Origin of the sequence: Pirellulimonas nuda (assembly GCF_007750855.1) — a bacterium.
Lineage (GTDB): Bacteria > Planctomycetota > Planctomycetia > Pirellulales > Lacipirellulaceae > Pirellulimonas > Pirellulimonas nuda.
Map to the genome: position 1 here is coordinate 4,635,577 of NZ_CP036291.1, position 18,600 is coordinate 4,654,176.

14 protein-coding genes and 1 tRNA gene are annotated in these 18,600 nt (G+C 66.5%); 8 read left to right on the forward strand and 7 right to left on the reverse strand.

The window, feature by feature from the left end; translation table 11 throughout:
- Positions 1–133: 133 nt before the first annotated feature.
- From Pla175_RS18070 to Pla175_RS18100, 7 genes are all read left to right on the forward strand, one after another.
- Positions 134–1,165 (forward strand): acyl-CoA desaturase, encoded by a 1,032-nt coding sequence (locus Pla175_RS18070; protein WP_145288398.1) that lies wholly within the window; start codon positions 134–136, stop codon positions 1,163–1,165.
- Between the two features lie 48 nt (positions 1,166–1,213).
- Positions 1,214–1,705, forward strand: a complete 492-nt coding sequence (gene lepB / locus Pla175_RS18075) for a signal peptidase I (protein WP_145288401.1) — start codon at positions 1,214–1,216, stop codon at positions 1,703–1,705.
- Positions 1,706–1,883: 178 nt separating this feature from the next.
- Positions 1,884–3,803, forward strand: a complete 1,920-nt coding sequence (gene lepB, locus Pla175_RS18080; RefSeq protein WP_231953957.1) for a signal peptidase I — start codon at positions 1,884–1,886, stop codon at positions 3,801–3,803.
- Positions 3,804–3,848: 45 nt separating this feature from the next.
- A complete protein-coding gene (lptB, locus tag Pla175_RS18085; RefSeq protein ID WP_145288405.1) occupies positions 3,849–4,589 on the forward strand; it encodes an LPS export ABC transporter ATP-binding protein in 741 nt (246 codons plus the stop codon).
- Between the two features lie 62 nt (positions 4,590–4,651).
- The gene (locus Pla175_RS18090; RefSeq protein ID WP_145288408.1) at positions 4,652–5,296 is read left to right on the forward strand and encodes a DUF6677 family protein; all 645 of its coding nucleotides are present in this window, start codon (positions 4,652–4,654) and stop codon (positions 5,294–5,296) included.
- A 21-nt stretch (positions 5,297–5,317) separates the two neighbouring features.
- Positions 5,318–5,518 carry a hypothetical protein gene (locus Pla175_RS18095; RefSeq protein WP_145288412.1) on the forward strand — a complete coding sequence of 67 codons (201 nt, stop codon included), beginning with the start codon at positions 5,318–5,320 and terminating at the stop codon, positions 5,516–5,518.
- 78 nt (positions 5,519–5,596) lie between these two features.
- Positions 5,597–5,670, forward strand: a tRNA-Arg gene (locus Pla175_RS18100).
- Positions 5,671–5,687: 17 nt separating this feature from the next.
- Here Pla175_RS18100 and Pla175_RS26190 read toward each other — a convergent pair.
- From Pla175_RS26190 to Pla175_RS18115, 3 genes are all read right to left on the reverse strand, one after another.
- The gene (locus tag Pla175_RS26190) at positions 5,688–5,918 is read right to left on the reverse strand and encodes a transposase (RefSeq protein WP_197526958.1); all 231 of its coding nucleotides are present in this window, start codon (positions 5,916–5,918) and stop codon (positions 5,688–5,690) included.
- Positions 5,919–6,045: 127 nt separating this feature from the next.
- A complete protein-coding gene (locus Pla175_RS18110; protein ID WP_145288420.1) occupies positions 6,046–6,480 on the reverse strand; it encodes a helix-turn-helix domain-containing protein in 435 nt (144 codons plus the stop codon).
- Positions 6,481–6,589: 109 nt separating this feature from the next.
- A complete protein-coding gene (locus Pla175_RS18115) occupies positions 6,590–7,732 on the reverse strand; it encodes a VWA domain-containing protein (RefSeq protein WP_145288423.1) in 1,143 nt (380 codons plus the stop codon).
- A 367-nt stretch (positions 7,733–8,099) separates the two neighbouring features.
- Here Pla175_RS18115 and Pla175_RS18120 point away from each other — a divergent pair, with 367 nt between their 5' ends.
- A complete protein-coding gene (locus Pla175_RS18120) occupies positions 8,100–9,350 on the forward strand; it encodes an outer membrane protein assembly factor BamB family protein (protein ID WP_145288426.1) in 1,251 nt (416 codons plus the stop codon).
- A 247-nt stretch (positions 9,351–9,597) separates the two neighbouring features.
- Here Pla175_RS18120 and Pla175_RS18125 read toward each other — a convergent pair whose 3' ends face one another.
- The 4 genes from Pla175_RS18125 to Pla175_RS18140 all read right to left on the reverse strand — a co-directional run bounded on the left by Pla175_RS18125 (position 9,598) and on the right by Pla175_RS18140 (position 18,430).
- Entirely contained in the window at positions 9,598–11,019 is a 1,422-nt protein-coding gene (locus tag Pla175_RS18125) for a DUF1501 domain-containing protein (RefSeq protein WP_145288429.1), read from the reverse strand.
- A 2-nt stretch (positions 11,020–11,021) separates the two neighbouring features.
- Positions 11,022–14,288 (reverse strand): DUF1553 domain-containing protein, encoded by a 3,267-nt coding sequence (locus tag Pla175_RS18130; RefSeq protein ID WP_231953959.1) that lies wholly within the window; start codon positions 14,286–14,288, stop codon positions 11,022–11,024.
- Between the two features lie 26 nt (positions 14,289–14,314).
- The gene (locus tag Pla175_RS18135; protein WP_145288433.1) at positions 14,315–15,868 is read right to left on the reverse strand and encodes a sulfatase family protein; all 1,554 of its coding nucleotides are present in this window, start codon (positions 15,866–15,868) and stop codon (positions 14,315–14,317) included.
- 114 nt (positions 15,869–15,982) lie between these two features.
- Complete coding sequence (locus Pla175_RS18140) at positions 15,983–18,430, reverse strand: glycoside hydrolase family 2 TIM barrel-domain containing protein (protein ID WP_197526960.1); 2,448 nt, start codon at positions 18,428–18,430, stop codon at positions 15,983–15,985.
- Between the last annotated feature and the right edge of the window lie 170 nt (positions 18,431–18,600).

Here is an 18,600-nt window from a genome sequence, read left to right on the forward strand (position 1 = left end):
CGCCCATGTTCACGGCCTATGCCGACAAGATACACTGACATCACAGTCGAACTGAAGCACCCCACCCTGGCCGATCGATTGTTTCGTTAGTCGTCGGCCCGCCCGTTGCTGCCCAATCTTGCGAGAGACCGCCATGCCAACCTCGCCCAGTGTGGACGAGCCGCGCTCACCCGGCGACACATCGTCCGTCGCCGTCAAATCCATCGCGGTCCCGGAAGCGCCCGTTGATTCTTGGGACCTGCCGCCGCAAGAAGACGGCCGCAAGCCCGGCCAGCTACGGCGCCCGCCGACGGTGATGAACAAGATGTTCTTGGTGTACCTCAACGCGTTCATCGCGTTGCACCTGCTCTCGCTGCTGGCGTTCTTCCCCTACTTCTTTAGCTGGGCGGGGGTGATCGCCTGCGTGCTTGGCTACTACCTGATCGGCGCGGTGGGCATCAACCTGTGCTACCACCGCCAGCTCACCCACCGCAGCCTGATCACGCCCAAGTGGCTCGAGCACACGATGGCCATCTGCGGCGTCTGCTGCCTGCAGGACGCCCCGGCTCGCTGGGTCGCGATCCACCGCATCCACCACCGCCACAGCGACAACGAAGAGGACCCGCACAGCCCGATGGTGTCGTTCCTGTGGGGGCACGTCGAGTGGCTGGTGTGGCAGAACAAGTACTTCGGCACCAGCGACTTCTACGACCGCTACGCCCGCGACCTGTTGAAGGACCCGTTCTACATGAAGCTGGAACGGAACCTGATGTGGTTCTGGGTTTACGCCGCCCACGCCGTGGCGTTCTACGTGCTCGGTTTCCTCGGCGGCTGGGCCTGGAGCGGCACGGTGGCTGAAGGGGTGCGGATGGGATGGAGCATGTTCATCTGGGGCGTGTGCCTGCGCACGGTGCTGGTGTGGCACGTCACCTGGAGCGTGAACAGCCTGTCTCACTTGTTTGGCTACCGCAATTACGACACCCGCGATCAAAGCACCAACAACTGGCTGGTAGCGCTGCTCACGAGCGGCGAGGGCTGGCACAACAACCACCACGCCCACCCGCGCTGCGCCGCCCACGGGCACCGGTGGTGGGAGCTGGACTTCACCTACTGGACTATCCGCTTCTTGGAGTCGGTCGGCCTGGCGAAAGAGGTGGTGCACCAGAACCGGAATCGCACGTCGTAAGACGGCGCGGCGCCCCGAACAGAAGCTTGACTTGCCCGGGAGTCGTCCATGGCGATGAACCTCCGACGGGTCGCGGACCTGCTGGTCGTCTCTGCTTTGGTGCTGCTGCTGGTCAACACGTTTCTGGTCACGGGACTGCTGACGCCGGTAGTGGTTCAGGGGGCGTCGATGACGCCGACGCTCGAACCGGGGCGGCGGGCATGGATCGATCGCAGGTGGGCGGGGGTCCCGCCACAACGGGGCCAAGTAATCGTCCTGCAATGCCCGAACGACGCAGGCCAGTTGTGCGTAAAGCGGGTACTGGGCCTCCCGGGCGAAACCGTAGAGATCACACGAGACGGCCCGCGGGTCGATGGCCAAGCGATCGACTGGATGCCTGCCCTCCGGCCCCGGCCGGGCGATTGGGTGCGTTGGAAACTGGGCCCCGACGAGCTGTTTGTCGTGGGAGATAACTGGGCACAGTCGCGGGACAGCCGCAACGGGCCGCGGCCGGGAATCCCGCTGCGGCTAGTCGTAGGCGCGGCAATCGGGGTACGCTGACGGCGACGCTAGCAGCGGCCGGCCCTTGAGCCCCACGACGACGTTCCGCTGGCAGGGCGAATTGTGCTATGGTCCGGCCCCGCCGCGCATCGGCGAGTCTAACCCCAACTGCGTAGCGGCGACCGAGAGAGCGATGGCTAAATCCAAACGCCGAGGACCCCGTGGCGGCGCGGCCCCCGTGGGGAACGATCCCCGGGCTGAATCGGCTGCGCCCGCGGCGACCGGCGCCAAAAAGCCGAAGGGGCAAGCCACGCGTGAAACGGTGGAATCGCTGGTGGTGGCGTTCGTGCTGGCGTTCTTGTTCCGCACGTTCCAGGGCGAGCCGTTTGTGATCCCCACCGGATCGATGGCGCCCACGCTCATGGGGCAACACTACGACCTCAACTGCCCGCAGTGTGGTCAGCGTCACCGCGCGGGCTGCAGCGACGAGCACCACGAACGGCTGGCAGGCATGACGCAGAGCGACCGCGCCAGGCACCAAGTCGTGGCGGCCATGTGCCCTTCGTGCCGGTACGTGCAGCCGGTGCGCCCAGACGATATCCCCGGCAGCGTCCCCGAGACTTCGACCGGTATGCGTTGGGAAGAGCCCCGTCCCGGCGACCGCATCGTCGTCAACAAGTTCGCCTACTCGTTCGCCGACCCACAACGGTTTGATGTCATTGTCTTCAAGTTCCCGGGCGACACGCGCACGAACTACATCAAGCGTCTGGTAGGCCTGCCCGGCGAGACGATCCGCATCTTGCAGGGAGACCTGTACGTCACCCCGAAGGACGGAACAGAGTCGATCGCCCGCAAGTCAGGTAGCAAGCTCGCCGTGATGCGTCGACTGGTGCACGACACAGAACACGACGCACCGGCGCTCTACGAAGCGGGATGGCCCCTCCGGTGGACCAGCGACGCCGAAGACTGGAAAGCAGACGTGAAGGTCAGCGGGAACCGCATGACGCAGCGTTACAACGTTGAAAACCCCACCGAGGACACGTCGTGGCTGCGATACCGCCACACCATCCCCGGCTACGCGGCGTGGCGCACGGTGCGTGAGTCGCTCGCCCAGGGACAGCCGCGACGATTCGAACCGGGCGAACTGACGACCCTCGTCAAGCCTCACCTAGTGACCGACTTCATCGCGTACAACGCAGTTGAACAACGCGGCCCTCAGCCGATTGGCGTACGCACGTCGATCCAAGAACCGTCACTGCAAGGGGTGCAGGACCTTGACGTCCCCGAGACCCGGCAGGGCCTCCACTGGGTCGGCGACCTGATCCTCGACGCGACCCTCGACATCAAGTCAGACAGCGGCGCGGTTGTGCTGGAACTGGTCGAGAGCGGGCAGCACTTCCGCTGCGAGATCGACGTAGCGACAGGCAAGGCGACGCTCAACGTCGAAGCCTTCGAGTCGGGCGCACCGTCGCCCGACGTCACGTTTTCGGGCGACACGAGCGTCCGTGGGCCTGGCGTCTACGCTTTGCGGTTCGCGAACGTCGACGATCAGCTAAGGCTCTGGGTTGACGGCGACCCCTCGCCGCTGAGCGGCGACGGCGCCTACGACCCGGTTGTCGTGTTTGGCAGCGCAGGCCCACTCGCCCCACGCACCAGCCCCGTCGACGAGGGCGACCTCTCCCCGGCGGCTATCGGCCTACGCGGCGCCAGCGCGTCGGTCACCAGCATTGCGCTCCATCGAGACCTCTACTACATCTCAACCAACGCCTCGACCCAAGGAAGCGAGGGGGTCACCGATTTCCCCGATGGGCTGATCGCCGGGCTCAGGTCGCGCGGGCAACTCGCCGCCCTGGCCACCGACCCCGAACTTTGGTCGATCTACAACCAGCTCCCATCGGTTGAGTTTTCGATGCAACAATTCGAAGACCCGCAGAACGATCAACTCTTTGTCCTGGGCGACAACAGCGCCGAGAGCGCCGACAGCCGCCTCTGGTACGGCGGCGGGAGCGAAGGGGGCCGGCCCGGCGGCCCCTACGTCGAACGCAGGCTGTTGATCGGCAAAGCGGTCGCCGTCTACTGGCCGCGCGCGCTGGTTAAGATCCCCGGCACCCCCATCCCACTCATCCCCAACTTCGGCGACATGCGGTTTATCCGCTAACCCGCCCGATCAACCGCCCGCAGGGGCCTGTCACGGAGGACAGCCATGGCGCTTCTAGAAACACGCGGACTGGTCAAGAGCTACGGTCGACGGCGGGTGGTCGACGGCGTCGAGTTCGAGGTCGAGCAGGGAGAGATCGTCGGCCTGCTCGGACCCAACGGCGCAGGGAAGACGACTTCCTTCCGCATGACCTGCGGCATGGTGGCCCCCGACGCCGGCAGCGTCCGCCTCAACGGCAAGGACGTCACCCGTTGGCCGATGTACCTCCGTGCCAAAGAAGGGGGCATGGGGTACCTGGCTCAAGAGTCCAGCGTGTTCCGCAAGCTCTCCGTGCAGAACAACCTGCTCGGGGTCATGGAGCTGCTAGGGATGGATCGGCGCACTCGGCGCCTCCGCTGCGACGAGCTGCTTGAACAGTTTGGCATCGATAAGCTCCGCCATTCCAAGGCAATGAGCCTCTCCGGCGGCGAACGGAGGCGGCTCGAGATCGCCCGCTGCTTGGTCTCCGAGCCCAAGATCATCCTGCTCGACGAGCCGTTCACCGGCATCGACCCGGTGACCATCGACAACATCCAAGGGATCGTCCGCGACCTGCGCGACCGCGGGATCTCGATCTTGATCACAGACCACCAGGTCCGCGAAACGCTGGAAATCACCGACCGCAGTTACGTGGTTCGCGCAGGCCAAGTGCTATGCCACGGCACCCCTCGCCAAGTGCTGTCCGACCCCGACGCCCGCCGCTACTACTTCGGCGAAGGGATCGAGATGAACCTCGGCGCCGCCTAGTCACCAGCCCTCCGGGGCGCGATACTGGGCAGTTCACCTACAAGAGCCTCTCCCCTTAAGCCATGCCGTCGCCCCCCCCATCCGCCGCCGGAGTCAAGATCGTCCACGACGCGGTCGGAAGGCCGATCGCATTGAAAAGCCCCGGGTTTGCAGCGCTGCTGTCGTGGCTCGTGCCGGGCCTCGGCCAGATGTACCAGGGACGCACCGGCAAAGGGATTCTGTTCTTTTTGTGCATCGGAGGCACGTTTCTGTTCGGCCTGATGGTGGGTGGCGGACGCGTCGCGTACGCATCGCAGCTCCCCATTACCCCGTCGCCCGTTGGCTTCGTGCAGGACCGCTGGCCGTTCCTCTGCCAAGCGGGAATCGGCGCCTTCGCGATCCCGGCGATCGTGGCGCGTCAGTTCGAGATCCAAGGCAAGCCCCCGTTGCCGGGCGAGCTGTTCCGCCCCCCCGGCCTCGCCGGGCAGGGGCAGTTCACCACCGCCGACGGCGCGGGCGCTACGGTGTTCCACCCCGACGAGTTCGCGCAGTGGAACTATGAGCTCGGCTACCGTTTCGAACTCGGCACCATCTTCACCGTGATTGCCGGGTTACTAAACATCCTGGCGGTATACGACGCGCACGACGGCCCGTTGGTGCTCTCCGAGCGCAAGCCCAAATCGCCGAAGCCATCGCCCGACAACGCTCCGGAAGATCCGCCCACGTAACCGCAAGCACCGCGTCCACTCATGCTCCTCCCCCTCGCTTCCGACCTGATGCGCATGTGGTACGCGGCGCCGCTGATCGTCACGGTCAGCCTCGCCTACGCGGCCACACGTCACGAGCAGCCGGCAGAAATCCTTGCGCACGCCGCCCGCTTCGGTGGCTGGATCGTGGTGTTCATGGTCCTCTTCTTCGCCCTGCTACAGGCGGCGACTTGGTGGACCTAGAGCCACGGACGCGGCGGTGGCGCCCCAACCCGCTTGCAGCAGCCAGCCATCGCGTTCTATGCTCAGGCAACACAAGATGCGTCCGTAGCTCAATTGGATAGAGCACTGGTCTTCGGAACCAGGGGTTGGGGGTTCGAGTCCCTCCGGGCGTGCTTCCCTTATACGCTTTCTAGTTTGAAGTAGCGCGATCGAGGTAGGGAGCTGCGCAGACCGAACGGACGAGGTCCTGGTCGGGGACGGCGACGCGCCATGCAGCCATGGCGGCCGCTTCGAGGGCGTCGTAGTCGGCGTAGGCGCGGTTGCTCCAGAAGCAGCTCTTGAGGTGGCGCCAGAGGTTCTCGATCGGGTTGAGCTCGGGGCTGTAGGGGGGCAGCCTCACCAGCGTCGCGTTCTCCGGCACACGCAGGGCGCCCGCTGTGTGCCCGTGAGTCTTGCTTGGGCTGCGCCGTCCCAGATCATCACGGCGTGCTCCGCGTCGGGGATGGTCTTGGCGAACAGCTCCAAGAACGAATTGATGATCTGCGTGTTCAGCTGCGGGCTGAGGAGCCCTTCGGCGTGTCCCGCCGAGCTCCAGTAGACGCTGGGGGGCACACGGCGCCGATCACCCACAGGTACTCGTACTCGGTCTGACGCACCGCTGTTGGCCGCGAGCCCTTCTCGGCCCAGACGTTGGTGTTGGTCCCCTGCTGGCCGAACCGCGACTCGTCCTGGAAGTAGACCCGCAGCACCGAGCAGACCTCGTCCCCTTCGGCCGGCCCGGCTTCAATCCGCTGGCGGAACGCGGCCTCTTGCTCGGCGTCGATCGGCAGCCGCGGCTCGCGCCCCCGCCGATCGTCGAGGCCCGCCAGGCCCTCGGCGTTGTAGCGGGCGGCCCACCGCTGGCAGATGCGACGCGACAGCCCCACCGCCGTGGCGATCGCCGGGGCGGTCCAGCCCTCCAAGCCCAGCAGCACGATCCGCAGCCGCTGGAACCGGCCGACGTCTTTCTCTGCCCGCGCTGCCCCCCTGCTGCCGCGAGCTCAACCCGAACGACATTGTCTCGCGGCGCTTCAAGAGCTGCCGGCCCCCGGGCTACTCGCCGAACTGGAACGATTGACGTGCGGCCTGCGCGCGGACTGCCTCAACGATCGCCTCGTCCAGAAGGTTGCCCCCTTTGTCGGCCAGCTTGGCCCGCTCGGCGGCGACGAACTTCGCCCGCTCGGCAGACAGCTGCTTGATCTTGGCCTGGACGTCCCTACGCTGCGTGGTCAGCTCGGCGATCCGTTTGCCCAGCTCCTCGGCAGGCAGGCCGCGTAGTTCCTCGGGCAGCTCGTCCTGCTTGAGCTTCGACAGCTCTACCTTCTTCTCGCTCACCGCGTCTACCAGGTCCCAGGCGGCGTTGTTGTACAGCCGGCCCGCCTTGGCGGCGATGCGGGCGCTAGCGGCGGCCGGCGTGGCCGCTGCGGCGTTAGTGTCCTGCTCCTTCTGGCGTTCGAGCGCCTCCTCGCGGGCGGGAGCGGCGCCGTACGCACAGTAGGTAGCGTTGAGCTGCTGGTTCAGCTCGGCGAGCCGCTGGTCCTGCGGCGCGGGGATGTGCGGCTCCTGGCCGTCTTGGTCGATGTGCATGTAGCTGCCGTCGGCCAGCTTGGCGCCCTCGGCCCACATCTCGGCGACCCCCTGGTCGTAGCCGCCGCAGTGGATCGTGCTGACCGTGATGTTGTGGTTGGCCGCGTCGTGGCACGCCTCTTGGTAGTCAACCGGCCCCTGGGTGAAGGGCTCGTTGCCGGCGATGAAGATGGACCGCAGGTCGGCGTGCTCGCTGCTCCACTCCAGCTCCTGCACCGCTCGGCTGATCACCTGCCCGCAGTACTCGCTGCCGCCGTTGGTCGTCAGTGCGAACAGCTCCTCGGAGATCTTGTCGAGGTCCCGTGTCAGCGGCATGACCTGGCGGAAAAAGCCCTCCTCGCCCGAGAGGCGATCGTTCCCGTACTCGTACAGGGCGACGTACACGTCGGCGTGCTGGCCGCCACGTTTGGCGGACTCGAACTCTCCGACGATCTTCCACAGCTTGGTCTGCGCCTGGCTGATCAGGCCGTTCATGCTGCTGCTGGTGTCCAGCAGCAGGGCCAGCTCGATGCGGGGCTTGGCCGCGGGCTTGGCAGGGGCCTCCGCGGCAAGAAGGGACGATTGGGGCAGAAACACAAACAGTGCCAGCAGCAGGAGTTGGGAGACCATCGGATTGTTCCATGGTTGGGGGAGAAGACCGCGAGCCCACACAGCCTACGGTGACGCCTACCCGTTCCGACGCCGCGGGCCCGGGTTTGGTTCCCTGTTTGTGGGCCTCGCTCATCGCGAAATTGATTGATATCCTCGTCACCCACCCCGTTCTGTGGCGCCTGCTGCACCCAACCTCTGTGTCGCCACTGGGGCAGGAGGGTTAGTTTCGGGCATAGAATCGGCTCGCACGCCGACGAAGAAGCGATCCCCGCAGCTTGCCCAAGGAGTCATCGCGGAGCGGGCGGCCTGCTATAATCCTCGGCAAGTCGGGCGCCGCCGTTGCTCCGACTGTTCACAATCCGTCTTCCTACTCAGGAACTTGCCGATGACCCCTCGCCGCTCCACGCTTACTGCCGTGCTGCTCGTGCTGATTGCTTCAACGTCACGGGGGGAAAACTGGCCGCATTGGCGGGGCGACGGGGGCAACGGGGTCTCCACCACCGCTGCTCCCCCGACCGAGTGGTCCGACACCAAGAACGTGAAGTGGAAAGCAGAGATACCGGGGCGTGGCTCCGGCTCGCCCATCGTTTGGGAAGACCGCGTGTTCGTGGTCACCAGCGTGCCTGCCCAGGGGGGCGGGGGCGGCGCGCTCGACTTTATCGTGATGTGCCTCAGCCGGGATGACGGCAAGATCCTTTGGCAGCGGACCGCCACGACGGGGACGCCGCACGAGGGGACCCACGTCACCAACAACTTCGCCTCGGCGTCGCCCACAACCGACGGCCAGCATGTTTACGCCCATTTTGGCTCTCAGGGGCTCTACTGCTTCACCATGGATGGCCAGCCGGTGTGGGGCCGCGACTTCGGCGACATGGCGACCCGCAACGAGTTCGGCGAGGGGAGCTCGCCTACCCTCGCTGGCGACACGATCATTGTGCCTTGGGACCACGAGGGCCAATCGTATCTCTACGCGCTGAACAAGCAGGACGGGGAGATCCGCTGGCAAGTGGAGCGCGACGAACCCACGAACTGGTCTACCCCATTGGTGGTGGAACATGACGGGCGGAAGCAGGTGGTGATGAACGGCGAGAACTACGCCCGCGCGTACGACCTCGACACGGGCGAGGAACTGTGGCGCTGCGGCGGCCAGACCCAGCGACCGGCGGCGTCGGCCGTGGCGATGGGCGACAAAGTGTTCGTGACCAGCGGCTTCCGGGGGTCGTTCTTGGGCGCTTTCGAGCTCGGCGGCCGGGGCGACATCCAGGGGACCCCCAGCGTGCTGTGGACCAAGGGGCGCGACACCCCCGACGTCGCCTCTCCGCTGCTATCGGGCGGTCGACTGTACTACTACAAGGCGAAGACCGGCATCCTGACCTGCCTCGACGCCGCGAACGGCGAGCCCCACTACGCCTCGCAACGCACGCGTCTGCAAACGACCTACGCCTCGCCCGTCGCGGCCGGCGGCCACGTCTATCTTTCCGACCGCGATGGCGTGACCGTCGTGATTAAGGACGCCGACGAATTCCAAGTGGTCGCCACGAACAACATCGGCGAGGCCATCGACGCCACGCCGGCCCCGGTCGACAAGCAACTCTTTATCCGTGGCGAGCGGAACCTGTTTTGCATCGAAGAGTAACGGTGCTAAAAGGTCGACTCGTCGAGCCGAGGAGTCCAAACTCCGTGCCCAGATCAGTGATCCACACCAAGGGTGTCTGGAGAGAGAATCCAGTGGCCTGCGTCGGCGTCTGAGCCGGTGCTCCCGCCCGGCTCCAGCGTGCAGGCCTTGGCGTTTTTTCGGGACAAACACCGCAGGAGCAGCGAGCGTAGAAATGCGTTGGGCAGTGGGCCCGTGCGGGTCCTGGGGCCGCGCTGCGGATTGGCGGCTAGGCCAGGATCTTGTCGACCACGGTCCCGTGGACGTCGGTTAGGCGGTAGCGGCGCCCCTGGTGGCTGAAGGTCAGCCGCTCGTGGTCGAGGCCCATCAGGTGCAGCACGGTGGCGTTCAGGTCGTGCACGTGGACGCCGTCTTGCACCACGTTGTACGCGAACTCGTCTGTCTCGCCGTAGCTGAACCCGGGCCGGACGCCGCCGCCGGCCATCCACATGCTGAAGCACCGCGGGTGGTGGTCGCGGCCATAGTTGTTGGCGGTGAGCACCCCCTGGGAGTACGAGGTGCGGCCAAACTCCCCAGACCAAATGACCAGCGTGTCGTCGAGCATCCCACGGTTCTTGAGGTCCTTGACCAGCGCTGCGGACGCCTGGTCGGTTTCGCGGGCCTGGGTAGCGATGTCTTTGGGCAGATTGGCGTGCTGGTCCCATCCCTGATGGTAGAGCTGGATAAATCGCACCCCCCGCTCCGCGAGCCGCCGGGCGAGCAAGCAGTTGGCGGCGAACGTGCCGGGCTTCTTGGCGTCTTCCCCGTACAGCTCGAACGTCGACTCGGACTCATCCGACAGGTCGGTCGCGTCGGGTACGCTGGTCTGCATGCGGTAGGCCATCTCGTACTGCGCGACGCGCGACTCGATCTCCGGGTCGAGTTCTTGATTGTACTGATGGCGGTTCAGGCCGGCGATCGCGTCCAACTGGGCTCGCACGCGCGACCGGCAAACGCCGTCCGGGTCCGAAAGGTACAACACCGGCTCTTTGCCCGCACGGAAGCGGACCCCCTGGTGCCGCGAATCGAGGAAGCCGCTCCCCCACAGCCGGGCGTAGAGGGGCTGCCCCCCCTTGCCGGCGGTCGCAAGCACGATGAACGCGGGGAGGTCTTGGTTCTCGCTCCCCAGCCCGTAGGAGAGCCACGCCCCCATCGAGGGCCGGCCGGCGATCTGCGAGCCGGTTTGGAACATCGTGATCGCCGGGTCGTGGTTGATCGCCTCGGTGTGCATCCCCTTGATGACGCAGATGTCGTCGACGATCTCCCGGTGGTAGGGGAGCAGGTCGCTGAGCCAAGCGCCACTCTGGCCGTGCCGAGAGAACGCGAACTTCGAGCCCGCCAGCGGCAAGGATGATTGGTTCGACGACATCCCGGTAAGCCGTTGCTCGCCCCGCACCGAGGGGGGGAGCTCCCGCCCGTTCATTGCGTTGAGCGCAGGCTTGTAGTCGAACAAGTCTTGCTGGGCGGGGCCCCCCGACTGGAACAAGTAGATGATCCGCTTGGCCTTGGGGGCAAAGTTGGGCGCCGTGCCGGCGGCGCTGCTTCCGAGCAGGCTGAGCAGCGCCGCGGCGCCCACCCCAGAGCTGCTCTGCTTGAGGAAGTGCCGACGGTTGAGCGCGAGCAGATGGTCTGCGCGGAGAGCTTCGTGCATGATTATCGCTTCCAAACGGCGGCGTCTAGGTTCAGCATGGCGCGGCACGCCATGGTCATCGCGGCCAGTTCTGCCGGTTCGCTAGCGGGCGGGGCCTCGCTCTCGCCGATGGCCAGCAGCCGGGCCGCGTCTTCGGGGTTCGAGCGGTAGTAGGCGAGCTCTTCTTGGTAGAGGCCGGTCAGCACGGACGCCTCCTTCGGGTCGGACCGGCGACCGGTAAGCGAGCGGAACGCCCACGCAACCTGCTGCGATGGCGCCCCTTCGCGCGCCAGCGCCCGCTCGGCGAGCAGCCGGGCCGCCTCGACAAACTGAGTGTCGTTCATCAGCACCAGCGCCTGCAGCGGGGTGTTGGTGCGTGAGCGCTTGACGCTGCATACCTCCCGCGTCTCGGCGTCGAACGCCATCATGTTCGGCAGCGGCGAGGTGCGTTTCCACACCGAGTAGAGCGACCGCCGGTAGAGCTCCTTGCCGACCGATTGCACGTACGATGGCGACATCACGTTCGACTCCCGCCACAGGTCGCCCCCCGGCTGGTAGGGCGACACCGGCGGGCCGCCCATCTCGCGGTTCAGGCGGCCCGAGACCGCCAGCGCCAAGTCGCGGATCTGCTCGGCCCCCAGCCGGTAGGCGGGGCCGCGGGCCAGCCAGCGGTTCTCGGGGTCGGCCATGGCGAGTTCGGCGGGGACCTTGGAGTCCTGCCGGTAGGCAGCCGAGAGGGCCACGTTCCGGCAGAAACGCTTGACATTCCAGCCGCTCTCGACAAAGTCTCGCGCTAGCCAGTCGAGCAGTTCCGGGTGCGTGGGGGCCTCGCCCTGGCGGCCGAAGTTGTCCGGCGTCGTAACCAACCCCGCCCCAAAAAAGCCGGCCCAGAGCCGGTTGACGGCGACCCGAGAGGTGAGCGGGTGGTCGGGCGCGGTCGCCCACTCGGCCAGGCCCAAGCGGTCTCGCCGCAGACCTTCTGGGTACAGGGGCGCCAACTGTTCGAAGGTGTCCCGGGTGACGCGTGTCTCGTCGCTGGTGGGGGCGTCGTACGCGCCGCGTTGCAGCACGTGGGTCTCGCGCGCGGTCTGCATCTCCTCCATGACGGGGATCTCAACCATCGCCTCCTCGGCCATCACCAGCGCCCGCCGCGCCTCGGCGAGTCGCTCGGACGCTTCAATCGCCGCGGCGTCGACCCCCTTGCAGTAGTAGTCGGGCGACGGGACGATCGGCCCTCGCCCGGCGAGCAAAAGCAGCTCGCCCGCGGTGAGGTCGCGGTCGTAGACGCGGACGTCGTCGATCAATGCGCCGGCGAACCCGCGGTCGCGGAAACGCTGCCCAACGACAAACCGGCCGCCGTGGTCGACCAGCACGTTGGCCGACTTTTGTACGTAGTCGCGCAGCACCTGGGTCTCAAGCGGCTCTCCGTTCAGGAACAGCCGCAGACCGCGGGCCGTCGAAGACCCGTCGTAGGTCGCCGACACCTGATGCCACTGGTCGACCGGGATGGCGCGCTTGGCGCGGACGCCGATCGCGTTGCCTGGCCACACGCGGTACAGGCGCGACTCGAGACGCCCGTCGGCGATCGTCAGGTCCCAGCCGTTGTAGCCGCAATCGGTGCCGCGGGTGTGGTGGGCGATGACCGATCGCTGGGCCGACCGCTGCTTCTCGCGCAGGCTGACGACGACGCTGAACGGTGTCCAGCGGTCAAAGGGCGCCACGCCCACGGTCGATACGCCCCGCTCGCCATCGAGCACGATCGCGCGGCGTGCGTCGTCGGCGTTCTGGTTCGATGCGACCGCGATCGAGCCATCCGCGGAATCTTGCGCCCGCAGATGGGGCAAGGGGGAGTCGTCGCACGCGACCTGCGCGAGCGGGCCGGCCTGGTTGCCGTCCAGCTCGCTGAAGTAACAGACCTCTTTCATCTGCTTCGTCAGCGGTCGATCGAAGCTCAGGGCGAGAACCAATCCGGGGGGCGTCAACGCGTTGGCGTCGACGCCCGCCGACCAGGCGTCGAAGCGCTCGGCTGCTTCTCCTACGGCCTTCTCGTACGCCGCTTCCGCCTCGGCCAAGCGATTGGCGGCCGCGTTGAGCGCCTCTTCCTGCGATTTGGTTGGCAGCAGCAGCGAGGGGGCCGGCGTCTTCTCGGTGCGGTCGTAAACGCCGCTCTCGTCGATGGAGTTGAAGAACGCAGAGATCGAGTAGTAGTCGCGCGTCGAGATGGGGTCGAACTTGTGGTCGTGACAGCGGGCGCACTCCAGCGTCAGCCCCAGCACCGCCACGCCAAAGGTCTGCACCCGGTCCGCCACGTTCTCGAGCCGCCACTCCTCGAAGACGGCGCCCCCTTCGTTGTTGAGGCGGTGCAACCGGTTGAACGCCGTTGCGAGCCGCTGCTCGCGGGTTGGGTTCTCAAGCAGGTCGCCGGCGAGCTGCCACGTCAGGAACTGGTCGTACGGCAGGTTGTTGTTTAAGGCGCGGACCACCCAGTCGCGGTAGGGCCACTGCGTGTTGAGCTTGTCGGACTGGTAGCCGTAAGAGTCCGCGTAGCGGGCGGCCCCGAGCCAAGCGACCGCCATCTGCTCGCCGAAACCGGGCGAAGCGAGCAGGCGATCGACGACCGCGGCGTACACCGATTCTTTGTCCTCCGCGTCTGCGAGCTCGGCCTCAAACCGATCGATGACATCGGGCTCCGGCGGGAGGCCGGTGAGGTCGAGCGTCACGCGGCGCAGCCAGCGTTCGGGGGACGCCTCGGCGCTGGGCGAGAGCCCGCGACGCTTCAGGGAGTCCCGCACAAACCGGTCGAGGGTCTGCTTGGGCCACGCGTCCCCGTTGCTCGCCTGGACCGCCACCGTGGGCGGCAGCGGCCGGAACGCCCAGTGCTCTTCGTAGGGCGCTCCTTCCGCGATCCAGCTCTGCAGCAGCGTCTTCTCCTCCTGCGTCAACTCGAGCTTCGACTGCGGCGGTGGCATGCGCTCGGCCGGGTCGTCGCTAGCGATCCGCCTGGCCACCTCGCCCGAGGCGATGGCGTCGTGGGCGCCTTCGGCAAGGTCGAGCCTCAGGCCTGCCTCGCGCGTCTCGGAATCCGGTCCGTGGCAGAAGTAACACTTGTCCGACAAGATCGGCCGGACCTGGGCGTCGAAAGCCACCCCTTCCGCGCCGGCCGAAACGCACAGCAACGCAAACATCGCCAGCCAACCGGCGGTGCGCCATCCGCGGCCCCATCCTGCTGGGGTCGTCTCGTCGTTCTGGTTCACGAATAGCACTTTTTCTTCCCAAGTAGCGGCGGACAAGATCGCCTTCTAGTTTAGCAGACCGCTCAGCCGGCTTTGCCGGTAGTAGTTTCCGGGTGAGTCGGAGGCGCGGTCCGCTCCCCGCTGCTGCGTAGCTGGCGGTAGCGCTGAAGCATTGATTTTACGCGTGCGGCTTGTTCCGGGTCGTCGATGAGGTTCTCGCCCTCGGCCTCTAGCGGCGATTGTGCCAGGTTGAACAGGGCGGCCGGTCGCCACTGGGTCGCGGGCCGATTGCTTTGGACGATGAGCTTCCAGTCGCCGCGGCGATAGATGACCTCGTGCTGGCTCCCCCCCTGCAGCAGCAGCTCGTCACGGCCCACGAACCCCGCTTGTCCCAGCAGCAGCGGCAGCAGGTTGTACGAGTCTTGCGCCTGCTGCGGACCAAGCGGCGCCCCGACGGCGGCGGCCATGGTGGCGGCCACGTCGTGCACCGCGACGGGCTCGTCCGACCGGCTGCCGGGCTCGATCTTGCCGGGCCACACGGCAAAGAACGGCACGCGGTGGCCCCCTTCGTAGGGTTGGTTCTTGAACCCACGGTACCCTCCGCTGGAGTCGTGCCCCGCGGCCTGGCCGCGTGCGTCGTTGAGCCCGCCGTTGTCCGAAGAGAAGATTAACAAGGTGTTGTCGAGCACGTCGGAACCGCGCAAGGCGCCGACGATCTTGCCCACCTGCTGGTCGAGGTCGATCAGCATGTCGAGGTGACGGGTCGGCGTTTCTCCGCGGACCTTGCGGCCATCGAACTGGGCGGGGGGAAGGTGCGGCAGGTGCACGGCCGGGGTCCAGTAGCACAAGAAGAAGGGTTTCTCTTCTGCGGCGCTGTTCTCGATGAACGCGGCGGCTTTGGCGGCGATCATCGGCCCCACGCGGCTTGGGTCCCACCGCGAGTCCCCCATCCCGGGGCCCTTGTCGGAGACGTACGCCGGGTCGCCGGCCGACTTGGCGCTGAAGTGGATGATCCGCGAGTCGGCGGCAAACGGGCTCCACGCCCCGTTCTCGTAGGCGACGTACAGCGGGCCCTGGATGCCGCACGGCAGCGTGTAGCTGTAGTCGAACCCGGTCGACGGGGGCCCGCCGGCGATCATCTTCGATACGTCGACGCCCAGCGGTTTGTCGCCGCGGTCGGCGCCACGGTAGATCCCTTTGCCGTCGGCGCGCCCAAAGTCGCCCCCCAGGTGCCACTTGCCGATGAAGGCCGTCGTCAGCCCAGCGCTCTGGGCGATGCGTCCGAGCGTGGCGTCTGTGTCAGTGAACGGGGTGGGCCGGAAAGAACCCCACACCCCCCACGGGGCGTTGCTGCGGTAGTTCAGGTTGCCGCTCATGGCGCAGTAGCGTGTCGGCGAGCAGAGCGCGGTCGACGAGTGCGCGTCGGAGAACCTCATGCCGGCGGCCGCGAGCGAGTCGAGGTTCGGGGTGGGCGCCACCGGCGCCTTTCCGGTGCGTTGCCGGTGGTAGTAGCCGATGTCCCCCAGGCCGACGTCGTCGGCCATGATGAACACCACGTTCGGCGGGCCGGCCATGACCGTCGGCGCAGCGGCCAGCAAACAAGCGAGTGCGGCTAGGCAGAGCGAGGGTCGATTCATGGCGGTTGGGTTGGCGTGCGGGCGCCCGATGGATCGGCCGCGACTGGGGCTAGCGGGTTCCGGCGGGCACGCCCGGTCACGCGCTCCGAGCCGCCGCGATCGGGCCGCGCCCCGCTAGGGATCCTTTCCGGCAGCTACCTTCAGGCGAGCCGTGCCCGGCCGCAGTTGGTCGGACGAAGCGGTGATGAGCAGCGTTCCCTCCTCATCGCCGGCCGGGCCGGCAATCAACAGGCACTGCCCCGAAAACGCCTTGATGGTCGAGCCCTGAAAGGCCTCGAGCGAAGTCGAGTCGCCGTTGCCGACCGCGACGATCCGCCCGGGCCCTTCCACGGCGAAATTGACGCGATTGTCCGCCAACGGGCAGACATTCCCTTCGGCGTCGACGATCCGCACGACCAGGAACGAAAGGTCGTCTGAGCCGGTAAGATTGCTGCGGTCTGCCTCGAGCCGAACCGCGGCTGGCTCGCCGGCGGTCCGCACCGTGTCGGAAGCTACGAGCTTGCCGTCGCGGTAGGCGTCGACACGAAGCTCGCCCGGCTGGTACGGCACGTCCCAGCGCAGTCGGTACGGGGAGTCCAGGTCGCCCCCGGGCCAGTTGTAACAATCCACCTTCACGGGGGTGGTGTCCTTGCCCCGAACTTTTCGCCCCAGCGACCGGCCATTGAGCAGCAGCTCGGCCTCGTCGCAGTTGGTGTAGCAGTAGACAGGGATCGGCTCGGCCGCGGCGGCGTCCCAGTTCCAGTGGGGCGCCAGGTGGGCCATCGGCGCCGCGGTCCATTGACTCTGATAGAGGTAGTAGCGGTCCTTGGGGAACCCGCATAGATCGACGCAGCCGAAGTAGGAGCTGTGAGAAGGCCAATCATCATTCCAGTAACCGTTGGTCGAGTTGTCGCGCCCGCCGTACGGGGTCGGCTCGCCGAGGTAGTCGAACCCGGTCCAGACAAACTCGCCAAAGACCGACGGGTTCTCTCGCAATTGTTGGAACTCAACATCGGGCGGGTAGGCCCACTTCGGGCCGATCAGGTCGTAGCTAGAGACCTGCTTGGACGGATGCCGCTGGTACGCCTCGATGGGCAGGTGGTAGACGCCCCGGCTGCTGGTGCAGCTCGACGTCTCCGAGCCGTACAGCACGAAGCCGGGCTCCCGGCGGATCGCTTCGGGGTAGAACATCGGCTTGTAGTTGAGTCCCACGACGTCGACCTCGTGGGCCAGCTTGTTGTTGAAGCAGCCGGGGTAGTTGTTGAATCCCGCGGTCGTTAGCCGGCTTGGATCCTCATCATGGCAGATCGAAGTCAGCTCCCGCGCGAGTTTCCAGCCCTCTTTCGAGCCTTGTTCAAGAATCTCGTTGCCGATGCTCCAGAGGATCACCGAGGGGTGATTCCGGTCGCGGCGGATGAGGTCGCGCAGGTCGCGCTCGTGCCACTCGTCAAAGAACTTGTTGTAGCCGTTGGGCACCTTGGGCATCCGCCAGCAATCGAACGCCTCGTCGATCACCAGCAGTCCCATCTGGTCGCACAACTCGAGCTGCTCTGGGGACGGCGGGTTGTGCGACGTCCGGATCGCGTTGACCCCCATCGACTTCATGATCTCGAGCTGCCGCTGGGTGGCGCGGCGGTTGACCGCGGCGCCAAGCGGCCCCAGGTCGTGATGCATGCAGACGCCGTTGACCCGTACGTTGCGGCCGTTGAGTCGCAGGCCGTACTCGGGGCCAAACTCGACCGTGCGGATGCCGAAGCGGGTCTCCGCCCGATCGATGGGTTGGTCTTTAGAGCGAAGCTCTGTCACGACCGTGTAGAGGTTCGGCTCGTCGATGTCCCAGCGCGCCGGCGTCGCGACGGCCAGCCGCTGCCTCGCGGTCTCGGTCTGGCCTGCGCCGATGCGGAGCGGCAGGTCGTGGGTCGCCGCCGGCTTCCCGTCTGGGTCGAGGACCGTCTGGCGAACAATCAGATCGATCGCCTTGTCGCGGTGGTTGGCCACCCGGGTGGCGACGGCCACAGCGGCCAGGTCGTCGGTCACGCTCGGCGTGGTCACCGAGACCCCCCACTGGGGAACGTGAACCGCGGGTCGAACGTTCAGCCAGACGTTGCGGTAGAGGCCCGCGCCCGGGTACCAACGCGACGAAAGGTCTTCGGGCCGCAGCCGGACCGCGATCACGTTGTCCGACCCGTCGCGCGTCAGCAGGTCGGTGATGTCGAACTCGAATCCGATGTAGCCCATCGGTCGGTTCCCGACAAACCGGCCGTTGACCCAGACGTGGGCGTCGTACATGGCGCCGTCGAACTCGATCGCCACGCGCTGGCCATCGCCCGTCGGCGGCGTTGGGAACGACTTGCGGTACCACCCGGTCCCATGAAAGGGGAGCCCCCCCGCTCGGGCGTTGTACTGTTTGTCGAACGGACCCTCGATCGCCCAGTCGTGCGGGAGGGAGAGCTCGCGCCAATCGGCGTCGTTGTAGCCGATCGCCTCGGCCCCTTCGGCCTCCCCTTTGTGGAAACGCCAATCCGCGTTGAACGACTCGGGCGCCGACGCCGAGGCCATCAATGCAAAAAGCCAAAGGGCCACTGCGCCGACTGCGCCCATTCCGGTATCTAAGCTCGCCCGCTTGCTCATACGCCAAAGACCTGACAGAAATGAAGAAGACATGGAAGAAAAGTCCCACGGACTTATTGACAACTCCGATGGGTTGAGTCGATTCTACCTGCGTGGTTGACGGAAAGCGATGCATCGGCGGA

Excerpts from the sequence above, each read along its gene's own strand:
- Pla175_RS18070 (WP_145288398.1), top strand. The coding sequence starts at position 134 with ATGCCAACCTCGCCCAGTGTGGACGAGCCGCGCTCACCCGGCGACACA.
- lepB (WP_145288401.1), top strand. The coding sequence starts at position 1,214 with ATGGCGATGAACCTCCGACGGGTCGCGGACCTGCTGGTCGTCTCTGCT.
- lptB (WP_145288405.1), top strand. The coding sequence starts at position 3,849 with ATGGCGCTTCTAGAAACACGCGGACTGGTCAAGAGCTACGGTCGACGG.
- Pla175_RS18115 (WP_145288423.1), bottom strand. The coding sequence starts at position 7,732 with ATGGTCTCCCAACTCCTGCTGCTGGCACTGTTTGTGTTTCTGCCCCAA.
- Pla175_RS18090 (WP_145288408.1), top strand. The coding sequence starts at position 4,652 with ATGCCGTCGCCCCCCCCATCCGCCGCCGGAGTCAAGATCGTCCACGAC.
- Pla175_RS18125 (WP_145288429.1), bottom strand. The coding sequence starts at position 11,019 with ATGCACGAAGCTCTCCGCGCAGACCATCTGCTCGCGCTCAACCGTCGG.
- Pla175_RS18120 (WP_145288426.1), top strand. The coding sequence starts at position 8,100 with ATGACCCCTCGCCGCTCCACGCTTACTGCCGTGCTGCTCGTGCTGATT.
- Pla175_RS18095 (WP_145288412.1), top strand. The coding sequence starts at position 5,318 with ATGCTCCTCCCCCTCGCTTCCGACCTGATGCGCATGTGGTACGCGGCG.
- Pla175_RS18135 (WP_145288433.1), bottom strand. The coding sequence starts at position 15,868 with ATGAATCGACCCTCGCTCTGCCTAGCCGCACTCGCTTGTTTGCTGGCC.